General features: G+C 58.5%; 20 protein-coding genes and 1 pseudogene. 12 read left to right on the forward strand and 9 right to left on the reverse strand.

All coding sequences use genetic code 11. The features are described from left to right. Positions 1 to 34 precede the first annotated feature (34 nt). From dusB to BOW53_RS00690, 6 genes and pseudogenes are all read left to right on the forward strand, one after another. Positions 35 to 1013 (forward strand): annotated as a pseudogene (gene dusB, locus BOW53_RS00665) (tRNA dihydrouridine synthase DusB). Next, positions 1010 to 1306: a DNA-binding transcriptional regulator Fis gene (gene fis, locus BOW53_RS00670; RefSeq protein ID WP_078485605.1), complete on the forward strand. Its 297-nt coding sequence runs from the start codon at positions 1010 to 1012 to the stop codon at positions 1304 to 1306. Before dusB ends, fis begins: the two are co-directional and overlap by 4 nt. 74 nt (positions 1307 to 1380) lie before the next feature. Then, positions 1381 to 2940, forward strand: coding sequence for a bifunctional phosphoribosylaminoimidazolecarboxamide formyltransferase/IMP cyclohydrolase (gene purH, locus BOW53_RS00675; protein WP_078485606.1), 1560 nt, complete (start codon positions 1381 to 1383; stop codon positions 2938 to 2940). 125 nt (positions 2941 to 3065) lie between these two features. After that, a complete protein-coding gene (lpxA, locus tag BOW53_RS00680) occupies positions 3066 to 3887 on the forward strand; it encodes an acyl-ACP--UDP-N-acetylglucosamine O-acyltransferase (RefSeq protein ID WP_078485607.1) in 822 nt (273 codons plus the stop codon). Between the two features lie 28 nt (positions 3888 to 3915). Then, positions 3916 to 5208: a phosphoribosylamine--glycine ligase gene (purD, locus tag BOW53_RS00685; RefSeq protein WP_078485608.1), complete on the forward strand. Its 1293-nt coding sequence runs from the start codon at positions 3916 to 3918 to the stop codon at positions 5206 to 5208. 48 nt (positions 5209 to 5256) lie between these two features. After that, a complete protein-coding gene (locus BOW53_RS00690) occupies positions 5257 to 7731 on the forward strand; it encodes a glycogen/starch/alpha-glucan phosphorylase (RefSeq protein WP_078485609.1) in 2475 nt (824 codons plus the stop codon). A 93-nt stretch (positions 7732 to 7824) separates the two neighbouring features. On the opposite strand, the gene BOW53_RS00695 is transcribed toward BOW53_RS00690, so the two are convergent. Beyond that, positions 7825 to 8823 carry an aminoglycoside phosphotransferase family protein gene (locus BOW53_RS00695; RefSeq protein WP_078485610.1) on the reverse strand — a complete coding sequence of 333 codons (999 nt, stop codon included), beginning with the start codon at positions 8821 to 8823 and terminating at the stop codon, positions 7825 to 7827. A 254-nt stretch (positions 8824 to 9077) separates the two neighbouring features. Between BOW53_RS00695 and BOW53_RS00700 the strand changes: the two genes are divergently transcribed. Genes BOW53_RS00700 through pdxA form a run of 3 tightly spaced genes read left to right on the forward strand, consistent with a single transcriptional unit; the run spans position 9078 to position 14166 of the window. Beyond that, positions 9078 to 11801, forward strand: a complete 2724-nt coding sequence (locus BOW53_RS00700; RefSeq protein WP_078485611.1) for an LPS-assembly protein LptD — start codon at positions 9078 to 9080, stop codon at positions 11799 to 11801. 43 nt (positions 11802 to 11844) lie between these two features. Next, positions 11845 to 13131: a peptidylprolyl isomerase gene (locus tag BOW53_RS00705; RefSeq protein ID WP_078485625.1), complete on the forward strand. Its 1287-nt coding sequence runs from the start codon at positions 11845 to 11847 to the stop codon at positions 13129 to 13131. Between the two features lie 39 nt (positions 13132 to 13170). Further along, positions 13171 to 14166: a 4-hydroxythreonine-4-phosphate dehydrogenase PdxA gene (gene pdxA / locus BOW53_RS00710; protein ID WP_078485612.1), complete on the forward strand. Its 996-nt coding sequence runs from the start codon at positions 13171 to 13173 to the stop codon at positions 14164 to 14166. Positions 14167 to 14205: 39 nt separating this feature from the next. Here the strand turns inward: pdxA and BOW53_RS00715 are convergent, their stop codons facing one another. The 7 genes from BOW53_RS00715 to BOW53_RS00740 form a co-directional block, all read right to left on the reverse strand. Then, entirely contained in the window at positions 14206 to 14622 is a 417-nt protein-coding gene (locus BOW53_RS00715) for a hypothetical protein (protein WP_078485613.1), read from the reverse strand. A gap of 15 nt (positions 14623 to 14637) precedes the next feature. Beyond that, positions 14638 to 14967 (reverse strand): antibiotic biosynthesis monooxygenase family protein, encoded by a 330-nt coding sequence (locus BOW53_RS00720; RefSeq protein ID WP_078485614.1) that lies wholly within the window; start codon positions 14965 to 14967, stop codon positions 14638 to 14640. A 52-nt stretch (positions 14968 to 15019) separates the two neighbouring features. Beyond that, positions 15020 to 15565 carry a gamma-glutamylcyclotransferase family protein gene (locus tag BOW53_RS00725; RefSeq protein ID WP_245831907.1) on the reverse strand — a complete coding sequence of 182 codons (546 nt, stop codon included), beginning with the start codon at positions 15563 to 15565 and terminating at the stop codon, positions 15020 to 15022. Continuing rightward, positions 15541 to 16653 (reverse strand): DegT/DnrJ/EryC1/StrS family aminotransferase, encoded by a 1113-nt coding sequence (locus BOW53_RS00730; protein ID WP_078485616.1) that lies wholly within the window; start codon positions 16651 to 16653, stop codon positions 15541 to 15543. The genes BOW53_RS00725 and BOW53_RS00730 overlap by 25 nt, the downstream gene beginning before the upstream one ends. A gap of 110 nt (positions 16654 to 16763) precedes the next feature. Continuing rightward, a complete protein-coding gene (locus BOW53_RS00735) occupies positions 16764 to 17711 on the reverse strand; it encodes a Gfo/Idh/MocA family protein (RefSeq protein WP_078485617.1) in 948 nt (315 codons plus the stop codon). A gap of 84 nt (positions 17712 to 17795) precedes the next feature. Continuing rightward, positions 17796 to 17945, reverse strand: a complete 150-nt coding sequence (locus BOW53_RS12655; protein WP_172838713.1) for a hypothetical protein — start codon at positions 17943 to 17945, stop codon at positions 17796 to 17798. A 150-nt stretch (positions 17946 to 18095) separates the two neighbouring features. After that, positions 18096 to 18542, reverse strand: a complete 447-nt coding sequence (locus BOW53_RS00740; RefSeq protein ID WP_078485619.1) for an ankyrin repeat domain-containing protein — start codon at positions 18540 to 18542, stop codon at positions 18096 to 18098. Between the two features lie 136 nt (positions 18543 to 18678). Between BOW53_RS00740 and apaG the strand changes: the two genes are divergently transcribed. From apaG to BOW53_RS00755, 3 genes are read left to right on the forward strand one after another with little or no spacing between them, the layout of a single operon-like run. Beyond that, positions 18679 to 19068: a Co2+/Mg2+ efflux protein ApaG gene (gene apaG / locus BOW53_RS00745; RefSeq protein ID WP_078485620.1), complete on the forward strand. Its 390-nt coding sequence runs from the start codon at positions 18679 to 18681 to the stop codon at positions 19066 to 19068. 21 nt (positions 19069 to 19089) lie between these two features. Then, complete coding sequence (locus BOW53_RS00750) at positions 19090 to 19728, forward strand: DUF2238 domain-containing protein (protein ID WP_078485621.1); 639 nt, start codon at positions 19090 to 19092, stop codon at positions 19726 to 19728. 8 nt (positions 19729 to 19736) lie between these two features. Further along, the gene (locus tag BOW53_RS00755) at positions 19737 to 20573 is read left to right on the forward strand and encodes a symmetrical bis(5'-nucleosyl)-tetraphosphatase (protein WP_078485622.1); all 837 of its coding nucleotides are present in this window, start codon (positions 19737 to 19739) and stop codon (positions 20571 to 20573) included. A gap of 115 nt (positions 20574 to 20688) precedes the next feature. Here the strand turns inward: BOW53_RS00755 and BOW53_RS12890 are convergent. Beyond that, a partial coding sequence (locus BOW53_RS12890; protein ID WP_216641075.1) for a hypothetical protein occupies positions 20689 to 20873 on the reverse strand: 185 nt, incomplete at its 5' end.

Consider the following 20873-nt stretch of genomic DNA (forward strand, 5'->3'; position numbering starts at 1 on the left):
CCTTGTGAATAATTGGATCCGGAACAGGCTCGGGATGCAGATCGGACCCTATAAATTGAATAACAACCTGGTGGTTGCACCCATGGCCGGCGTCACCGACCGACCGTTCCGCCAGCTCTGCCGCAGGATGGGCGCAGGCATGGCGGTCTCGGAGATGGTTTCGGCCAACTCTGCTTTACGGGGCACTACCAAGACAGTCCGCAGACTGGACTTCGCAGGGGAGCCGGGACCGATATCGGTTCAGATCCTTAGTGCGGATCCCAAGGCAATGGCGGAAGCAGCTAAGGTCAACGTCGACCTCGGCGCCCAGATTATCGATATGGGCTGCCCGGCAAAAAAAGTTTGCAAAGTTTCCGCCGGCTCGGCACTCATGAAAAATGAGCGCCTGGTAGGGGAGATACTGGAAGCCGTGGTTGGTGCCACCGAAGTGCCGGTAACATTGAAGATACGCACCGGGTGGGACCACGAGAACCGAAACGGCACAGCCATCGCCAGAATTGCAGAGGCGTGCGGCATACAGGCGCTGGCCGTGCATGGCCGCACCCGGGCCGACGGTTTCTCTGGCGAGGCGGAATATGGCACGATCCGGCAGATCAAGCAGTGCATCGGAATTCCCGTTATCGCCAACGGCGATATCGACAACCCGCAGAAGGCCAGGCAGGTACTGGAACTGAGCGGGGCCGACGCCGTCATGATCGGCAGAGCGGCCCAGGGACGCCCCTGGATCTTCAGGGAGATCGCTCACTACCTGGAGACGGGAGACCTGCTTGAGCCGCCCGAAACGGACTGGATCAGGGATGTACTGTTCGAACACCTGGAGAACCTCTACGCCTTTTACGGGGAGTACATGGGAGTACGTAGCAAGGAAACACATCGCCTGGTACAGCAAGACACAGCCCGGCGGAGCAGCATTTAGAAAAACAATTAATCAGACAGATAGCGCCGAAAAACAGCTGGCAGAGATTGCCGCGTTTTTCGGACGAATAACGACAAAGAAGGAGCTGGTAGCATGACACTGGAAGCAGCGCGCATCGACGAAGAGAAGGTGATCGGTTTTACCGTCTCGAAGAACAAATCAACAGAGCCGCTGCGCGAGTGCGTTCGTGATGCCATGACCAGTTATTTCCGTCAACTCGACGGCCACACCACCTCCGACCTCTACCAGATGGTCATCTCCGAGGTGGAGAAACCCCTGCTCGAAACCGTTATGCACCACACCGAGGGCAACCAGACCAAGGCCGCCACCGTGTTGGGCATAAGCCGTAGTACCCTGCGCAAGAAACTGGCCCTTTACGGCCTGGACTGAGCACCTGGACAGAATTCATGTTTTGCGCGGCCTCATGGCCGCGTTTGTATTAAACAGAGACCAGAGAGAGCGATATGGCAGCCATTACCCGAGCCCTTATCAGCGTATCCGACAAAACCGGAATCGTGGAATTTGCACGTGCACTACATGAACGGGGCATCGTGATCCTCTCAACCGGAGGCACCGCCCGCCTGCTTACCGAGCAATCGATCCCTGTCACCGAAGTATCCGAGCACACCGATTTCCCCGAGATGATGGACGGCCGGGTCAAAACCCTGCACCCGAAAATCCATTGCGGCATTCTTGGCCGACGCGGTACCGATGACCAGGTGATGGCAGACAACGGCATCGCTCCCATCGATATGATCGTGGTCAACCTCTACCCCTTCGAGCAGACCGTGGCCAATCCCGATTGCGACCTGCCGACTGCCATCGAGAACATCGACATCGGCGGCCCCACCATGCTGCGTGCCGCGGCCAAGAACCATACCGACGTCACCGTCGTGGTGGATGCCACGGACTACGAGCGCATCCTCGAAGAGATGTTCGAGAACAATGGCGAGGTCACCGCCGCTACCCGCTTCGACCTGGCCGTGAAGACCTTTGAGCACACTTCCAACTACGACGGCGCCATCGCCAACTACCTGGGCGCACGACTGGACGACGAGCCGAGCGACTTCCCGCGCACCATCAACCTGCAGTACCGCCAGGTACAGACCATGCGCTACGGCGAAAACCCTCACCAGAAGGCAGCCTTCTTCGTGGAGTGCGATCAGCCCGAGGCCTGCATTTCCACTGCCCGCCAACTGCAGGGCAAGGAACTCTCATACAACAACATCGCCGATACCGACGCGGCCCTGGAGTGCGTGAAGCAGTTCGCCGAAGGTCCGGCCTGCGTCATCGTAAAGCATGCCAACCCCTGCGGTGTCGCCTTCGGTGACAACCTGCTGTACGCCTACGACCGCGCCTACAGCACCGACCCAGAATCCGCTTTCGGCGGCATCATCGCCTTCAACCAGGAGCTCGACGCCGAGACCGCCCAGGCCATCGTCGACCGCCAGTTTGTCGAGGTGATCATCGCACCCAAGATCTCAGCCGCTGCAGTCGAAGCAGTGAGCAGCAAGAAGAACGTGCGCCTGCTCGAGTGTGGCGAATGGACCTCCGAGCAGATCCACCGCCTCGACTTCAAGCGGATCAACGGCGGCCTGCTGGTGCAGGACGCAGACCTGCTCATCAACAACGAGCTCAAAGTGGTCACCAAGCGTACCCCTACCGAGCGGGAGATGAACGACCTCATCTTCACCTGGCAGGTGGCAAAATTCGTCAAGTCCAACGCCATCGTCTACGGCAAGGATGGCATGACCATCGGTGTGGGTGCCGGCCAGATGAGCCGCGTGAACTCCGCACGCATCGCCGGCATCAAGGCGGAGCATGCCGGACTCGAAGTCCCGGGCTCCGTAATGGCATCCGACGCCTTCTTCCCCTTCAGGGACGGCCTGGACAATGCTGCCGAAGCGGGCATCCGTGCCGTGATCCAGCCCGGAGGCTCCATGCGTGATGAAGAGGTGATCGCCGCCGCCGATGAACATGACATCGCCATGGTATTCACCGGCATGCGCCACTTCCGCCACTGATCAAAAATGACTGCACAGGAACACCGGGTTCACAAAGAAAATGCGCTCTCGACCGCTTTGTGATCTCCGGGTTTCTCTCTGAATACCCTGTCATTCTGAAGACCATTGGCACCACATAACAATCCATGCCCGACATTCATCCCACCGCAATAATAGAAGAGGGCGCAACACTGCACGACACGGTGCAGGTGGGGCCCTACTCAATCATTGAGGCCGGCGCGGTCATTGGCGAAGGTTGCGTTATCGAAAGCGGCGTACGCATCTTCGGACTCATCCGGCTCGGCAAGAACAACCGCGTCTATCACGGCGCCACCCTCGGCTGCGAACCTCAGGACCTGAGCTTCACCCCCGAGAAGAGTACCCCCCTGACCTTCGGAGACGATAACCACATCAAGGAAGGCGTCAACTTCAGCCGCGGGGTAAAAACCGAAGCGGGTTCAGTTGTCGGCAACGGCAACTACTTCATGTGCGGCTTCCATGCCGGGCACGACATAATCTTCGGCGACAACAACGTCTTTGGTCCCAATTCCACCATTGGTGGCCATGCGGAGGTAGGTGACCGCGCTTTCATCTCCGCACTGGTGGGGATTCACCAGTTCTGCCGGGTGGGCGACAACGCCATGTTGGGCGGCGTGCTGAAAATCGCGAAGGATGTACCGCCTTACACTATGGTGGACGGCAGCCCGGCCAGGGTCTGCGGCCTCAACGTGGTCGGCTTGAGAAGGTCGGACTTCCGTGCCGAGGCACGCAGTGCTATCAAGCGGGCATACAAAGTCATCTATCACTCGGACCTCAACACAAGCCAGGCACTGGCCGAACTGAAGCGTGGCACAATGACCCCCGAGACGGAAAAGATCGTCCGCTTTTTCGAGCAGAGCGAGCGTGGCGTTATCACGCATCGTACAATCAAATCGAAGACAAAACCGGCCGAGGCTGGCCCGGAATAGAACTCACTATCTTTCAAGGCATACAGACATGAACATTCTGGTTATCGGCAGCGGTGGGCGCGAACATGCGCTGGCCTGGAAAGCAGCTCAATCTCCTCTCGCGGACATCGTCTATGTCGCACCCGGCAACGCCGGTACCGCCCTGGAACCGAAGCTTGAAAACGTGGCCATCGGCGTTGAAGACATCGACGGCCTGATCAGCTTTGCCAAGGAGAAGGAGATCGGCCTGACCATCGTCGGACCGGAAGCACCCCTGGTCATCGGCGTGGTGGACGCCTTCACCGAGGCCGGCTTGAAATGCTTTGGCCCCACGCAGGGCGCCGCCCAGCTGGAGGGATCGAAATCCTTTACCAAGGATTTCCTGGCCCGCCATGACATCCCAACCGCCGAATACCAGACCTTTACCGACGTCCACCAGGCCCTCGCCTACCTCGATGAAAAAGGCGCCCCGATCGTGATCAAGGCCGACGGCCTGGCCGCAGGCAAGGGCGTCATCGTTGCCATGACCGAGGAAGAGGCAGAGACTGCAGTACGTGACATGCTCTCCGGAAACGCCTTCGGCGAGGCGGGCCACCGGGTGGTAATCGAAGAGTTCCTGGACGGCGAGGAGGCCAGTTTCATCGTGATGGCCGATGGCAAGCATGTTCTGCCCATGGCCACCAGCCAGGATCACAAGCGCGCCGGTAATGGTGACACCGGTCTCAACACCGGCGGCATGGGCGCCTACAGCCCGGCCCCCGTGATCACCGGCGAGATTTACCAGCGCATCATGGACGAGGTCATCATGCCCACCGTGAACGGTATGGCAGAAGAGAACCTGCCCTATACCGGTTTCCTTTACGCCGGACTGATGATCATGGCCGACGGCACCCCAAAGGTGATCGAATACAACTGCCGCTTCGGCGACCCCGAGACCCAACCCATCATGCTTCGCATGCAATCCGACATGGTGGCACACTGCCTGGCTGCACTCGAGGGCAAGCTGGACCAGGAAAGTGCTGCCTGGGACGAACGCCCATCACTCGGCGTGGTGCTTGCAGCCGGCGGTTACCCCGGCAGCTACAACAAGGGGGACATCATCACCGGCCTACCCCAGGAGGAGCGCCCGGGACTCAAAGTGTTCCATGCAGGCACCGCCGAGAAGAACGGCGAGGTAGTCACCAGCGGTGGCCGGGTACTCTGCGCCACCGCCCTGGGGGAGTCGGTTTCAGAGGCTCAATCCAATACCTACCTGCTGACCGAGCAGATCCAGTGGAACGGCGTCTACTACCGTACCGACATCGGCTACAGGGCCGTTGCCAGAGAGCTGGCCAACGATTAATCTGAAGCGATATCGATTAGTATCAAGCCACGGAAGCATAACTAAGCGATGAGTAATTTCGACCCGGATACCTTCAAGCACGACTACCTCGGCACCGAGCCCGACGATATCCAGCTCTCGATAAACAACCGCCTAGTCTACACCATCGGCAAGGACCCCTATACCGCGGTTGCCCACGACTGGCTGCAGGCCCTCTCCTATATCACGCGGGACCGCCTGATCGAGCGCTGGATGGAGACCCACCGCAGCTACTACCGCACAGGGGCAAAGCGGGTCTACTACCTCTCCATGGAGTTCCTGATCGGGCGCAGCCTCAATAACGCATTGCTCAACATCGGCTTCCGGGAGAACTGTGAAGAGGCGCTGAAGCAACTCGGGTTGGACCTGGAGGAGCTCCAGCAACTGGAATACGATGCAGCACTGGGCAACGGCGGCCTCGGCAGGCTAGCCGCCTGCATCATGGACTCCATCTCCACCCTGGACCTGCCGGGAACCGGCTACGGCATCCGCTACGAGTACGGCATGTTCCGCCAGGCCATTGAAGACGGAAAGCAAATAGAGCTGCCCGAGAACTGGCTGGCCGCCGGCAACCCCTGGGAGTTCCCCCGACCCGAGGTGGTCTACAAGGTCCGTTTCGGCGGCCAGGTAATGGAGTACCAGGCACCGGATGGGCAGCGTCGCCACAGCTGGATAGAGGGTGACGAGGTGCTCGCCATGGCTTACGACACCCCGATACCGGGCTTTCACACCGAGACCGTGAACAACCTGCGGCTCTGGTCAGCCAAGGCCTCCCACGACTTCGACCTGGAGTGTTTCAACCAGGGCGACTACATCAGGGCAGTGGCGGACAAGACCATCTCGGAAAACCTGTCGAAGGTACTCTACCCGGACGACCGCTCCAGCGAAAACCAGGAGCTGCGCCTGCGCCAGCAGTACTTCTTCGTCAGCGCTTCCTTGCAGGACATCCTGCGCCGTTTCCTGCAGATCAACAGCGACTTCCAGGACTTGCCCGAGAAGATCGCCATCCAGCTCAACGACACCCATCCGGCGATCTCCATCCCGGAGCTGATGCGCCTCTTGCTGGACGAATACCACTTGCAGTGGCGTGACGCCTGGGACATCACCACACGAACCTTCAGCTACACCAACCACACCCTCCTTCCCGAGGCACTGGAGAGTTGGCCCGTGGGACTGCTCGAACGCCTGCTGCCCCGCCACATGCAAATCATCTACGAGATCAACCGGCGCTTCCTGCTCACCGTTACCCACCTGCACCCCGATGACATCACCCTGCTGCAACGCATGTCGCTGATCGAGGAAGAGGGTGGCAAGAAGGTACGCATGGCCCACCTGGCCATTGTGGGCAGCCACAAGGTCAACGGCGTATCCGAACTGCACAGCAACCTGCTGCAGGAGAAGACCTTCTCGGACTTTCACGAGTTCTTTCCCGACCGCTTCATCAACATCACTAATGGCGTGACGCCAAGGCGCTGGCTCAACGAGGCAAACCCGATCCTGTCACAGCTGATCAGTGGTGCTATCGGCTCGGAGTGGATCAAAGACCTGGGGCAACTGGAACGGCTGCAACCCCTTGCTGACGACAGCGAGTTTCAACAGCGGTTCCTGGAAGCCAAGCGCGCCAACAAGGCGAGGCTGGCCGACCTGATCATGTTCTACATGAGAGTGACCGTTGACCCTGACTCGCTGTTCGATGTACAGATCAAGCGCATCCACGAATACAAGCGCCAAATGCTCAATGTGCTCAGAATCATTGCCCTCTACCTCAGGATCTGCGAAAACCCGGACTACGATGCGCCTGCACGCACCGTAATCCTGGCTGGCAAATCTGCACCGGGTTACCAGATGGCCAAGCTGACCATCCGGCTGATCAACGATGTGGCATCGATTATCGATAGCGACCCTGCGGTTGCCGGACGGCTGAAGCTGGTTTTCATCCCCAACTACGATGTCTCTACCGCATGCGACATCATTCCCGCTGCGGAACTGTCCCAGCAGATCTCCACCGCCGGCATGGAGGCATCGGGCACTGGCAACATGAAGCTGGCCCTCAACGGCGCCCTGACCATGGGCACCCTGGATGGAGCCAACATCGAGATCAGGGAGCGTGTCGGACCGGAGAACTTCTTCACCTTCGGCCTCACTGCAGAGGAGATCCAGAAAAAACGCCGGCTGGGCTATGATCCCCACCAAGTTTACGAAAGCGATCCTGAGCTGAAACGGATCATCGACATGATAGGACAGGGTTACTTCTCACCGGAAGAGCCGAAACGTTACCACACCATTGTCGACAACCTGCTCCACAAGGGCGACCACTTCATGGTACTTGCGGACTACCACTCATACATGGAGAGCGATGCGCAAATGTGCGCCCTTTACCGTGATCAAAAGGCCTGGGCAAAGGCGGCCATCCTCAATACAGCCAACATGAGCCACTTCTCCTGCGACCGTACGGTCCAGGAGTATGCAGAGAAGGTTTGGAGCATCAAGCCGCCTATCCGCTGATGCGGTGAGTGCACTAAATCCATACCCGTAGGAGCCCGCCCCCACCCGGGCGAAAAGAAAGCGCATGACAATATCACCCGGGGAACCGGGCTCCTACCCTGCAAATGCTTCAACCCGCGGTATCACCCGCTGAGCCAATAACTCACCAAAGCAATTCAGCTCCGGATAGCGACCGGCCACCTCAACCACGTAACCCAGTGTCCGGGGAATATCCTTGAGGTAACCCGGTTTTCCATCCCGCTGATTGAGCCTGGCGAAGATACCGCTGGCCTTAAGGTGACGCTGCATACCCATCAGATCGAACCAGCGTATGAAACGGGCCTCATGCTCCTGCCGCAACACCCCAGACTGTACGGCAAGGGCAAAACAATCCATGGCCCAGGCCTCCACCCGCTCCCTGGGCCAGCTTATGTAGCAGTCTCTCAACAGCGAAGCGAGGTCGTAGGTAACGGGACCCACCACGGCATCCTGAAAATCAAGCACGCCTGGATTGCGCTCAGCGGTTACAAGCAGGTTGCGTGAGTGGTAGTCGCGGTGAACGCACACCTGCGGCTGCTCCAAGGCGTTGTCCACCAGCAGATCGAATGCAGCATCAAGCAGCGCCTGTTCACCTGTATCCAGAACGATAGCCAATTGCTTCTCCAGCAGCCACTCCGGAAACAGCGCCATCTCCCTGCGCAGCATGGGCTCGTCGTAACTGGGCAGACCTTCCCGGGGACCCCGTGCCTGGATGATTGCCAGCGAGTCAAGAGCATCGCCATAGAGCCTGCCCATCGACGCCTCGTCCAGTGCGTCCAGATAGTGAAGCGAACCGAAATCCTCAAGCAGCAGAAAACCCTGCTCCAGGTTCTCTGCGTGTATCTTCGGCACATGCACCCCGAGCGCCTCGAGCTGCCTCGCCATAGCGACATAAGGCCGGCAATCCTCCTGCTCTGGAGGCGCATCCATGGCGACATAGTTCTGCCCTCCAGGCAGAGTCACTCGAAAATAGCGGCGAAAGCTGGCATCTGCCGAGGCGGGCGCCAGATCGAACGCCTCCAACCCCACCGAGCTGGATAGCCACACCTCCAGGGCACGCATACGTTCAGGCATTGATGAGCACCATTCAGACTCTGTTTCTATGTCGGTTCCGGCGACCTTTATCGACGGTTCACCATTGAAGAAATGGCGATTCTATGCGATTTTATGCGCTTCCCGCCAATGGCAGGGAAAATAACATCAACCCGGCAGCCTACATGTACCGGGTTAACAATGAGTTGCCCCCTGCAGCGGGGAGAGAATAGTACTGCAGTGGCGCCCTCGATCCGCCCTAACAGGCCAAAATAACGAATAACCAGAGAGTTGCCGTGCCAGGTAAAAGAAGGATTCTGCCCATCGCCATCAGCAGCCTGCTGCTGGCGCCCGGCGTCGAAGCTGCCCCCCAGTGGGATTGTCGACCCAGCCCCGATGGGGGATGGGACTGCTTCAAGGAAGGGGTTTGGGTACCACCCGAGCCGGCAGCCCTCGCACCTGCTGCTGAACCTGCTGTTACAGAGACACGGGAACCGGCAACCGAACCTGAATCGGCCAAAGAGTCGGTCCGTGAGGCTGAAATACCCCAGCCGGAACAGCAGCTGGCAGACGAACCACCCAAGCCCGAACCGGCACCTGAGCCTGAGCCGGCAGAACGGCAACCCGTAGCGCAGCCCCAGACCGCCCAGGAAACCGCCCCTGCCGAAGACCGGGTCGAGACAAAAGAAGCGCCTGAACCGGAGCCGGCGGTTGAAGAGGCACCCCAAATAGCAGAAGCTGTCGAGAGCGAACCGGCGCCGGAACAGGCACCTGAAGAAGCAAGAGAAGAGGCCGCACCCGGCCAGGTCACTGCAGAACCACCAGCCCAGGCTGAGGTTGCAGCCGTCGATTCCCGCCCGCTCAGCCAGCAAGGCATCCCACGCATCGACCAGGGTCTGAACTGGGAGCAGTGCTCCCCTGACAAGGGCTTCGACGTACCGCCACTCTCACCCCTGCCAGACAACCTGACCCACGCGAGCGCCGACGGACTTGAGTTCCAGCGCGACAACGAAATCGCAATCTTCACCGGCAATGTCGTGGTACGAGAAGGGGATCAGCTGGTTGAGGCGGAGCACATCCGCTACGACAAGACCAGCGATACCCTGGAAGCGAAGGAAGGCATCTACTTCGAGCAACCCGGTCTGCGAATTACGGGACAAAAAGCGACCATGCAGCTCGAAGAACACTCAGGTGAAATCGAAGAGCTGGAGTACAGGCTCCTGGACAAGAGCGCCCGCGGCAGTGCAAAACTGGCACAGCTCGAGAACAGCGACCGCTCCCATTTCCAACAGGTCAACTACACCACCTGCCGTCCCGGCAACAGTGACTGGCTGATCGAGGCGGAAGAGCTCCACGTAGACAAGGCCACCGGCGTTGGCAGCGCGAAGGATGCGAAACTCACTTCCAAGGGAGTCCCCCTGTTCTACGTCCCCACCATCACCTTCCCGGTGGACAACCGAAGAAAATCGGGCTTCCTGATCCCCTCCGCAGGTTACGGCGACAAGACCGGCCTGGATGTGGAAATACCCTACTACTTCAACATCGCACCCAACATGGATGCCACCCTCACACCCCGTATCATGACCGACCGCGGCCTGATGTTGGGTGGGGAGTTCAGATACCTGGCCGAATGGCACGAGGGTGAGATCAAGGCAGAGATTCTGCCTGGCGATCAGAATGTGTCTCCCGGCATCGACGAAAACAGAGGATCATTCTCCTACCAGGCCAAGGGAGCCCCGGCAGACCACTGGAGCTTTGACGTGGATATCAACCACGTTTCCGATGACGAGTATTTAAATGACCTGGGCAAGAGCCTGGCGGTAAGCAGCCAGAAAAAACTGGAGCGCAGGGGTGACCTCAAGTACAACGGTGATGGGTGGTTTGCGAGACTCCGGCTACATGACTACCAGATCGTGGGAGACGACCCCAAGCCATACGCAAAGCTGCCACAACTGCTGATCGAACTGGACAAGCCAAACCAGGCGGCAGGCCTGACGTATCACCTCCATGCGGAGTATGTCTATTTCGACAAGTCCGACGCTGTGCACGGTTCGCGCCTCGATCTCCAGCCCGGCATCAGCCTGCCCATGCGCAGACCCTGGGGCTACCTGACACCTAAGCTCAGTGCACGCTACACGAGCTACAGCCTGGAAGACCACACCGGCCCGAATGACATCCCCAGCCGCACCCTGCCCACCTTCAGCCTGGATGGCGGCCTGTTCTATGAACGCACAACCAGCTGGTTTGGCAATGCCACCATCCAGACACTGGAGCCCCGACTCTTCTACCTCTATACCCCCGAAGAGGACCAGAGCAGCCTACCCGACTTCGACACATCCGAGTACGACTTCAGCTTTGCCAGCCTGTTTCGGGAGAACCGCTTCAGTGGCTCTGACCGGGTTGGCGACGCCAACCAACTGACCCTGGCCCTGACCAGCCGCCAGTTCAGTGACGAGAGTGGCGAAGAGCTGTTCCGTGCAAGCATCGGGCAGATCTACTACTTCCGCGACCGGGAAGTGCAGCTCTCCGGCCCGACACAGACCGATGACAGTTCTGCGCTGGTAGCCGAGGTGGACACCAAGCTGGGGCAGAATTGGCGCGCACGGGCTGCTGTACAGTGGAATCCGCACAACGATGAAGAGGTGGAGAAGAGCGCCCTTTCATTTCATTACAATGATGAAAATGAGCGTATTTTCAATTTCGCCTACCGCTTCAGCGAGGACCTAATCGAGCAAACCGACCTCTCCGCGCGCTGGGCCGTGGGCAGCCACACCCACCTGGTCGGCCGCTGGAACTACTCCCTGCGGGACAACACCACCATGGAGGTATTCGGTGGTCTCGAGTACGACAGCTGCTGCTGGAATACCCGCGTCGTGCTCAGGCAACACCGCACCGACGCCGATGAAGAGCCGGATCTCGGTATCTTTCTGCAGCTGGAACTCAAGGGCCTGACCGGTTTTGGCGAAAAGATCGACGAATTCCTGGAACGTGGTATCCTCGGCTACCAGGCAGACAACTGACAGCTAGACACTATTCATGACCTTTCGATTGTTCAAATCCGGCCTGGGAGCCATGCTCCTGGGCCTTGCGCTCTTCTCCGTTTTTCAAACCCCATTTGCCGCCCAGGTTGAGGCCGTTGACCGCATCGTGGCCGTTGTCGACGACGACGTGGTAGTAAAGAGTGAACTGGAACGGGAGTTCGCAACTATCGTCTCCCAGCTCAGGCAACAAACCACCAAACTGCCACCTCGCAATGTTCTCGAGCGCCAGGTGCTGGAGCGACTGATCCTCAAGAAGTTGCAACTGGCCGCCGCAGAACGGGCCGGCATTACCATAGGTGAAGATTTACTGGCCCAGACAGTGGGCAACATTGCCCGCAACAACGATCTTACCCTGCGTGAGTTTCGCCAGGTCCTAGAGCAGGGTGGCATCAGCTTTGCCAGCTATCGCGAAGGTGTGCGCAATGAAATGATCATACGCCGTTTGCGGGAACAGGAGATCCGCCGCCGCATCCGCATCACCGACCAGGAAGTGGCCGCCTTTATCGCCCGCCTGGGCAGCACACTCTCAGAGCGCTCAGCCTATCGCCTGTTCCATATTCTGATATCGACCCCTGAAGGCGCATCTGCTGAACAACTTGGCAGCGCCAGGAATAAGGCAGCGGGACTCGTGCAACAACTGCGAAGCGGCAACGACTTCCGCACCCTGGCCCTCACCGAGTCAGACGGCAGGCAGGCCCTGGAGGGAGGGGACCTGGGGTGGCGGCCCGCCAACCAGCTACCGACCCTGTTCGTCGACCGGGTACAAACAATGGAGAAGGGTGAGATAAGCGATCCCATCCGCACCCCGAGCGGCTATCACATCATCAAGCTCGAAGACTACAAGGGCGGAGACAGGCACATCATCGAGCAGTCCCACGTGCGCCACATTCTCATCAACACCAACGAGATCACCTCGGACCAGAACGCACGCATTCGCCTGGAACAACTCAAGCAGCGCATAGACGGCGGTGACGATTTCGCCGCCTTGGCCCGCTCCCACTCCGATGACAAATCTTCCGCCATCAAGGGTGGGGACCTGGGCTGGACCTCCCCGGGAGACCTGCTGCCGCGCTTTGAAGAGGAGATCAACAAGCTGCCTCCCAAGCAGGTCAGCGAACCCTTCCGCACAGAATTCGGCTGGCACCTTGCCGAAGTGCTCGATCGCAGGCAGCACGACAGCACCAGGGAAGTGCAGAAAGCCGAAGCCCGTAAAGCGATCCAGAAGCGCAAGATGTCAGAAGAGACCGAACTCTACCTGCGGCGTCTCAGAGATGAGGCCTACGTCGACATTCGCCTGGAAGATCTGTAGTACAAAGAACACTGATTCAACCACTACAGAGTCTGCCCGATGCCACAGGATCCACTGTTAGCCGTCACCCCGGGTGAGCCCACCGGTATAGGCCCCGACCTGCTTGTCCAGTACGTACAGCAGCCACGGGAGGCATCCCTGGTCGCCGTCTGCGATCCCGGTTTACTGACCCAGCGGGCCGAGCAGCTGAAACTGCCCCTGGCAATCCGCCTGTTTGACCCGGCCAACCCCGTGGTACATCACGAAGCGGGCACCATCAGCGTAATGCCTGTCGAGATGGAGCAACCGGCAAGGCCTGGCGCATTGAACAGTGCCAACGCCGGCTATGTGGTCAAGACCCTGGAGGTCGCCACCAAGGGCTGCGTCGACGGCCTGTTTGCCGCCCTGGTCACCGGCCCGGTACACAAAGGCATTATCAACGAAGCCGGACTCCCCTTCACCGGCCACACCGAACTTCTGGCGGAATTGACCGGCGGAGGCCGTCCGGTAATGATGCTGGCCTGCCCGGAGCTACGCGTCGCGCTGGCCACAACCCACCTGCCCCTGAAGGATGTGAGCGCCGCCATCACCCGGGACTCCCTGGAAGAGGTGATACGCATTCTGCACCGAGACCTTACAAACCGTTTCGGCATCGACCGCCCAAACATACTGGTCTGTGGACTCAACCCCCACGCCGGCGAGGGAGGTCATCTTGGCAGGGAAGAGATCGAGACCATCGAGCCCGTCCTTGAAATGCTCAGAGGGGAAGGCATGACGCTGAACGGCCCGTTGCCGGCGGACACCCTGTTCACACCCCGCTACCTGGAACAGGCGGATGCAGTACTGGCCATGTATCACGACCAGGGTTTACCGGTGCTCAAACACCTGGGCTTTGGCCATGCGGTCAACATTACCCTCGGCCTGCCCATCATCCGCACATCCGTGGACCACGGCACGGCGCTGGATCTTGCGGGCACAGGCAATGCTGAAACCGGCAGCCTCAAAGCTGCCATCGAGTCAGCGCTGTTACTGGCCAGGGCCAGCAAAAAAACCTGACTTCGCAAACCGGGCACGCCCACCCTGACGCCCGAGAGTCTAGCTGCTGGCTTCAACTTCGATAAACCACTTTGGCTTCATCCTGCCAAAATCGGTCCGCACCTTGTTCTTGAGCGTCGCCTTTGAGTCGAGCACATACTGCCGCCCGTCTTCACGTATGAAAACCACCCTGTGCCAAAATGGCTTGCCCTTTTCCAGATGCCACTTGATTGCAAGCAGCGCACAATCCGGCAGAGTCTCCCAGCCCGTAAACGGCTTCTCTTTCTCTTCTGAAGGAAAACCAAGCCTGTTCAACAGACGACGAACATGTGCCGTCTCCGACCACAGTGAAGGATCATCCGCGCGGATAGCCATTTCATTGGCCACCGCCTTGACGACTTCATAGGACAGACCGGCAATCGCTGCAGCACTTGCTATAGCGCAACCTGTCGTTTCTTTCTGGATAACCGGTTTCACGCTGCTCCAAGGACCCTATTCAGCCTCGAACCTGTTATCACGCTCAACCCTGGCCACCCTGAGCCGATAGGCCGAATACCATTTCTCCCTGCCCATTTTCTGAGCCATCCTGTGATCAAGGTGATCCCGCCATTGGCGAATGGACGCTTCATCAGGCCAATAGGAGACGGATATGCCAAAGCCATCTTCACGTGCAGACTCAAATCCCAAAAAGCCCGGCCGCTTTCTTGCCAGGGCAACCATGTGCTCAGCCATTTTAGCGTAACCATCACTGTCCCGGGAAAGCATGGATGAAAAGATCACGGCATAAAATGGGGGTTCAGGGGTGTCAGCGAACAGATCCATATCCCTATACCTCTGGCTGAAATAAGAGATGTTCTACGCCCGGGCGGGCAAATCACAATGTTTTGAGTATACGCCTGTTCTGCGCAGCGCGGACAGGATCGGGATCCGGTACAGAGGGCATTACTTCAAGAGAAGCGATATAGTGCGTCGTGAGCTGATGATGCCTTGCTCCGGTGACCACAAAGTCCTTGTACCAGTCGAAGGGCTGCAAGTCAGCATCGATCATCTCGGGCAAGGCGCAATAGGTCAGCGCAGTGACCTTGCCATCCAGCGTCACTATCTGCACCTGGCGATCATTATAACCCCTGCCGAGGTCCTCGGCCTGATCGAGCGCTACCCGCTCTTCGTGGGCAAGGGAATAGAGTACACCCTCGACCAGGTCTGTTTGAGCGCCAGTATGAAAAGCGTCGCACTTTGCAGAGCCGTCCCTGCCTATCTTGTGAAAACTGAGCCGGTGACCTGTCAGTACGCCTGCACCTATGACGCGGCAGGAGGGCGCGCGTGCCCGCAATCGGGGCACGCACATGTTTGAACCATATGCGAAATAAAGCAGATGCCCGGCCGGGACCTGCATCAGATCTCCGCCACCAGTTGGCATACCCTCTCCACCTGGGCCTCGCTCATGGCAGGGAAGATCGGCAATGAGAGGGTCTCGTTACAGAGGCGGTCCACCACCGGAAGATCTCCGGGCTTATACCCCAGGGACTTGTAGATATCCTGCAGGTGCAGCCCAAGGGGATAGCACTGGCTGTTACCCACCTTGTGCTCATTGAGGTGAGCACGCAGGGCATCCCGACGGAGGTGACGTATGGTGTAGAGATTGAAGGCGTGACGTCCATCACCAGGGCGAACAGGAGTCGCCAGGTCCAGGTCAGCGAGGCGCTCGTCATACCAGCAGGCAACGCGAAGTCGCGCCTCAACATCCTCTTCGAACTTCCGCAGCTTGATACGCAGCAGTGCTGCCTGCACTTCGTCGAGACGGCTGTTGTAGCCCAACTCGTCGTGGGTAAAAGGTGCCGTGGCGCCATGATTGCGCAGCTTGAGCAGGCGTGCCTTGATCTCATCGCTGCTTGTGGTGATCAACCCCCCGTCTCCGTAACAGCCCAGAACCTTGGTGGGATAGAAACTGAAGCAGCCGGTATCGCCGTGGCTCCCCACGACACCCGCACCGTACCTGGCGCCAAATGCCTGGGCACCGTCTTCCACCACTGAAAGGCCATGCTCCTCAGCGATGGACTTTATCGCCGTCATGTCCGCCGGGTTACCGAAAATGTGTACCGGCAGGATCGCCCTAGTATTGGGTGTCACCTTGGCGCGGACACTCTCCGGGTCAATATTGAAACTCGCCTCATCGATATCAGCGAACACGGGAGTCGCACCGACCATGGAGATCGCCTCGGCCGTGGCAAAAAAGGTGAAGGGCGAGGTGATCACTTCATCGCCCGGACCGATATCCAGCGCCCTGAGAGACAGCACCAAAGCATCCGTACCATTGGCCACGGCAATGGCATGACGCGAACCCACATACTCGGCAGCCTCCTCTTCGAAGGCGCGCACATTGGGTCCGAGAATGAATGCACCGCTAGCGCCGATATCACTGAGGTTGCTGAACCACTCTTCGCGCAGCGATTCGAACTCGGCCTGAAGGCTCAGGTAGGGGACACCCTGGATGGGCTGGTCTGTCATGTTATTGTCCTGCCGGTAAATGAGTTTTGAGTTTAATGATAAGTGATTTCTCGGCGCGCGAAAGGGTCGCTGCATTGCATCCAGAGCGGCAGCGCCTTAAAACCGCGGAATCATGCGTCGAGCCGCCCCATGATCTCGGCCTTGACCCGCATGGCAACCTCCAGTGCCTCCTGTCCCGTATGGCCGTCCACCAGTGGCTTGATGCCCTCGTTCACGCAATCGACGAAAGCGGCAAGCTCGGCATCCAGTGGCTTCACAGGCTCCACTTCCAACTGCTCCACAACCACCTCGGGCCACTCTTCGCCGGGCTTCGACTTGGGATAGGCGGTTTCGATGCGCTGAGCAATAAAATCCAGGGATTCGTAGCGGTTCTCTTCAAACACGCGAATTCGGCGTGTCTGCTTCTCCGATACGCGGCTGGCAATGACATTGGCCACAGTGCCGTTGGCGAACTCCAGGCGGACATTGGCGATATCCACGTGGGCGGTGAGGACGGGCGTGCCCACGGCGGATATCGAAGTAATTTCTGATTTGACCAGTGAGAGGATGATGTCGATGTCGTGGATCATCAGGTCGGAGACCACATCCACGTCAGTGGCCCGGGCCACAAAGCCACCCATACGATGGGCTTCGATAAAGCGGGGGCGTACGATGCGATCCGCCAGCGCCATGACCCCGGCGTTGAAACGCTCAAGATGACCCACCTGCAGCACCACCCCGGCCTCTTCGGCCAGGCGCACGATTTCGCGACCCTCCTCCACTGTGGCCGCTATGGGCTTCTCAAGCAGCATGTGGACGCCATTCTCGAGAAACGGCTGAGCCTCATCCAGGTGGTGCGTGGTGGGTACGACGATACTGACTGCATCCACCTTGCCGAGCAAATCCTTGCCCAGTTCAAAAGCCTCGCAGCCGCACTCCTCCGCAACACTTCGCGCGACGTCCCGGTTGATATCCGCCACGCCGACCAACTCCACGTTTGACATACGTGAGTAGATCAATGCATGAAAACGACCGAGATAACCGACACCTACGACGCCTACGCGCAGTTTTTCACTCACTTTGCACCCGCAATGCTCTTGAAAAAGGGGGGATTTTAAACCATCCCCACCCCACGAGCCATGCGGATAGCCGTCCCGGCCCGCTCAGCGGTGCAATACGGTGGTGATCGGGACCTTGTCTCCTGCGAGATGCAGATGAAAACTCAGTGTTACGGCGGTAGCGATACCGACCACGGCCACAAGAATAAAGAGGATATCCGGTTTGCGATGTCTCTGGTGATAGCTTCTGTACATACCCCCTCCCGTGGATGTTTCTCAAGGGGAATGAAGCAGATCATGGCCTATAGGAGGGAAAATTACCTTGCAGCAGTTCACATGCCGGAACGTTACGATGGGAACAGGTGTACCGCTATTTAAAGAATTGTCGCCTTGTTCTCAGTTCAACTATTCTGAGCCGGCGCCCGACTCCTGCAGCAGCTTGATCACGTCCTGGTGTTTGCCAAGTTCAGCCCGCTTCATGGCATCGCTGCCCGCTGCATTCTTCAGGTTCATATCCGCGCCGGCATAGATGAGAGCCGCGACCGCATCGACATGCCCGAAAGCGGCTGCTTCCATCAGTGCCGAATTACCCCCGCCATCCACGGCGTTAACGTCGGCGCCCGCCCCGATCAGGGCACGCAGGGTACGCACGTTACCGTTGAACGCGGCCATCACCAGTACCGGGCGACCATTGGCATTCTTGGCATTGGCATCGGCACCCTGGGCCAGCAGATCAGAGACCATGCGCTCCAGGCCCTGGCTGGCCGCCATCAGCAGCTGTTGATTCTGATCAGCCCCGTGGGCGGCAGCTGTCACACCTAGCAATATACCGAGCAGTAATTGACGCCACATGGACGAGTACCTCGAATTATTCTCCGTTAACCGAAATATCGGCCTCTCTCCAATAAACTGAAACTTGCTTTTAGACCCCGGTGACTATAACGTGCGCGCAATTCAGTATCCATATTATGGCCTGTTAACAGGCCTTATGACCATGCAACAGAGCAGCCACAATCAAATCAGCGTCGATGTTGAAACCACCTACGTGGAAAGCCAGTCCCGCCCCGAGCAGGATCACTACGTCTTCGCCTATACCATTACCATCGCCAACACGGGCGAGACCTCTGCGCGACTGCTGACCCGGCACTGGATCATCACCGACGCCAACGGCCATACACAGGAGGTCCACGGCGAAGGGGTAGTGGGAGAACAACCGTTCCTGCGCCCGGGTGAGCGCTTTCGCTACACCAGCGGCACCTCCCTTGAGACCCCTGTGGGAACAATGGAGGGCAGCTACCAGATGCGCAATGAGGAGGGCGAGTTTTTCGACGCCCCTATCGCTCCCTTCTCCCTGGCTATACCCAAGAGCCTGAATTGATCACAGAGCCAACGGATCGAGATGAATTCATCACAGACACGAGAACCGGTCATTTTCCTGGCGGCAATCAGCCTGTTTCTCCTGTTCAGTGGCATCGATCCGGTTGCGGATCGCTACACCTGGTTCCTCGAAACCGTGCCGGTGATGATCGGTATTGCGATCCTGGTACCCACCTACCGGGATTTTCGTCTGACCCCGCTGCTCTACCGCCTGCTCGCCCTGCATGCACTGATTCTGATGATCGGCGGCCACTACACCTATGCCGAGGTTCCCCTTTTCAACTGGTTGCGTGACGCGTTCGAATTATCACGCAACCACTACGACCGTATCGGCCACCTGGCCCAGGGGTTCATCCCCGCCATCCTGGCCAGGGAGATCTTGCTTCGCCGCTCCCCCCTGGAACCGGGGAAGTGGCTCTTCCTGGTGGTCACCAGCATATGCCTGGCCTTTTCCGCCTTCTACGAAATGATTGAATGGTGGGCGGCACTGGTGAGTGAACAGGCCGCAGAGGCTTTTCTCGGCACCCAGGGCGACCACTGGGACACCCAGTGGGACATGTTCCTGGCCCTGGTCGGCGCCATCACCTCCCAACTGCTGCTGGCGGGATATCACGATCACCAGCTGAAAACCCTTTCACAACAAGCACACAAAGCAACATAGAGAGCAACATGGCAGTATACGCGATTGGTGATGTACAGGGCTGCTACGATGAACTCCAGCGACTGCTGGAGAAGATCAGGTTCGACTACGGGAAGGACAAGCTCTGGTTCGCCGGGGACCTCGTCAACCGCGGCCCCCACTCCCTGGAGGTGCTGCGTTTCGTAAAAAGCCTTGGCAAGCGTGCCGTCACGGTACTTGGCAACCACGACCTCCACCTGCTGGCCATGTCCGAAGGCAACCTCAAGCACAACCGCAAGAACCACACCCTGGACGCCATTCTTTCCGCTAAGGATAGAGACGAACTGCTGCACTGGCTGCGCCACCGTCCGATGATGCACTTCAGCAAGAAGCGCAACATCAGCCTGATCCACGCCGGCATGCCCCCCCAGTGGGACATCGAAACAGCCCAACGCTGCGCCCGAGGGCTGGAAGCAGCTCTACAAGGTGATGGCTTCCACGACTACTGTCACCAGATGTACGGCAACGAACCCGCCTGCTGGTCCGACGACCTAAAGGGCATGGAGCGTCTGCGCTTCATCACCAACGCCTTCACCCGCCTTCGCTACTGCGACAGCGAAGGCAACATGGCCCTCAAGGAGAAAGGACCGCCTGGATCCCAGGGCCCTGGTCTGATGCCGTGGTTCGAAATGCCCAACCGCAGGAGCCGTAACGACCATATCCTGTTCGGCCACTGGTCCACCCTTGGCTATCTTCATGAAGAGAATATCTGGGCACTGGATACCGGGTGCCTCTGGGGGGGATGCCTGACGGCGCTGAGACTCTACAAAAATAAAGAGTACAAACATTGTCAGGTCGATTGTCCTGGTGCAGCCAAGCCGAAATAGTCACAACGACGTGATTTTAATCTTGCCCATCGGAATTCATGACCAAGACAGCCACATAAAAACAGGGGATTTCACCTGTTTTTTTATGTGATCTGGCCTATCAGTAATTTCTTTTTTAATTCAATAAAACTTCTACCTGTTCGGTGACGACGCGTTGGCAGGCGCTGTCATCATTACCACCAAGCGTGGCGCTAAATACGATTAGCAGGCTGTTGAAATAGTCCCTTATTTGAGCTCTATTGTACCAGCCGCTTTCAATACGGCCTGATTTCCAAGAGACAAACGGCCGCAATCGCTGGA

The sequence above is a fragment of the Solemya velesiana gill symbiont genome (genome assembly GCF_002020805.1).
Lineage (GTDB): Bacteria > Pseudomonadota > Gammaproteobacteria > Chromatiales > Chromatiaceae > Sedimenticola_A.

Bases quoted from the DNA above. Each gene is read 5' to 3' on its own strand.
- fis (WP_078485605.1), top strand. From the start codon at position 1,010: ATGACACTGGAAGCAGCGCGCATCGACGAAGAGAAGGTGATCGGTTTT.
- purH (WP_078485606.1), top strand. From the start codon at position 1,381: ATGGCAGCCATTACCCGAGCCCTTATCAGCGTATCCGACAAAACCGGA.
- lpxA (WP_078485607.1), top strand. From the start codon at position 3,066: ATGCCCGACATTCATCCCACCGCAATAATAGAAGAGGGCGCAACACTG.
- purD (WP_078485608.1), top strand. From the start codon at position 3,916: ATGAACATTCTGGTTATCGGCAGCGGTGGGCGCGAACATGCGCTGGCC.
- BOW53_RS00690 (WP_078485609.1), top strand. From the start codon at position 5,257: ATGAGTAATTTCGACCCGGATACCTTCAAGCACGACTACCTCGGCACC.
- BOW53_RS00695 (WP_078485610.1), bottom strand. From the start codon at position 8,823: ATGCCTGAACGTATGCGTGCCCTGGAGGTGTGGCTATCCAGCTCGGTG.
- pdxA (WP_078485612.1), top strand. From the start codon at position 13,171: ATGCCACAGGATCCACTGTTAGCCGTCACCCCGGGTGAGCCCACCGGT.
- BOW53_RS00720 (WP_078485614.1), bottom strand. From the start codon at position 14,967: ATGGATCTGTTCGCTGACACCCCTGAACCCCCATTTTATGCCGTGATC.
- BOW53_RS00725 (WP_245831907.1), bottom strand. From the start codon at position 15,565: ATGCCAACTGGTGGCGGAGATCTGATGCAGGTCCCGGCCGGGCATCTG.
- BOW53_RS00730 (WP_078485616.1), bottom strand. From the start codon at position 16,653: ATGACAGACCAGCCCATCCAGGGTGTCCCCTACCTGAGCCTTCAGGCC.
- BOW53_RS12655 (WP_172838713.1), bottom strand. From the start codon at position 17,945: ATGTACAGAAGCTATCACCAGAGACATCGCAAACCGGATATCCTCTTT.
- BOW53_RS00740 (WP_078485619.1), bottom strand. From the start codon at position 18,542: ATGTGGCGTCAATTACTGCTCGGTATATTGCTAGGTGTGACAGCTGCC.
- apaG (WP_078485620.1), top strand. From the start codon at position 18,679: ATGACCATGCAACAGAGCAGCCACAATCAAATCAGCGTCGATGTTGAA.
- BOW53_RS00750 (WP_078485621.1), top strand. From the start codon at position 19,090: ATGAATTCATCACAGACACGAGAACCGGTCATTTTCCTGGCGGCAATC.
- BOW53_RS00755 (WP_078485622.1), top strand. From the start codon at position 19,737: ATGGCAGTATACGCGATTGGTGATGTACAGGGCTGCTACGATGAACTC.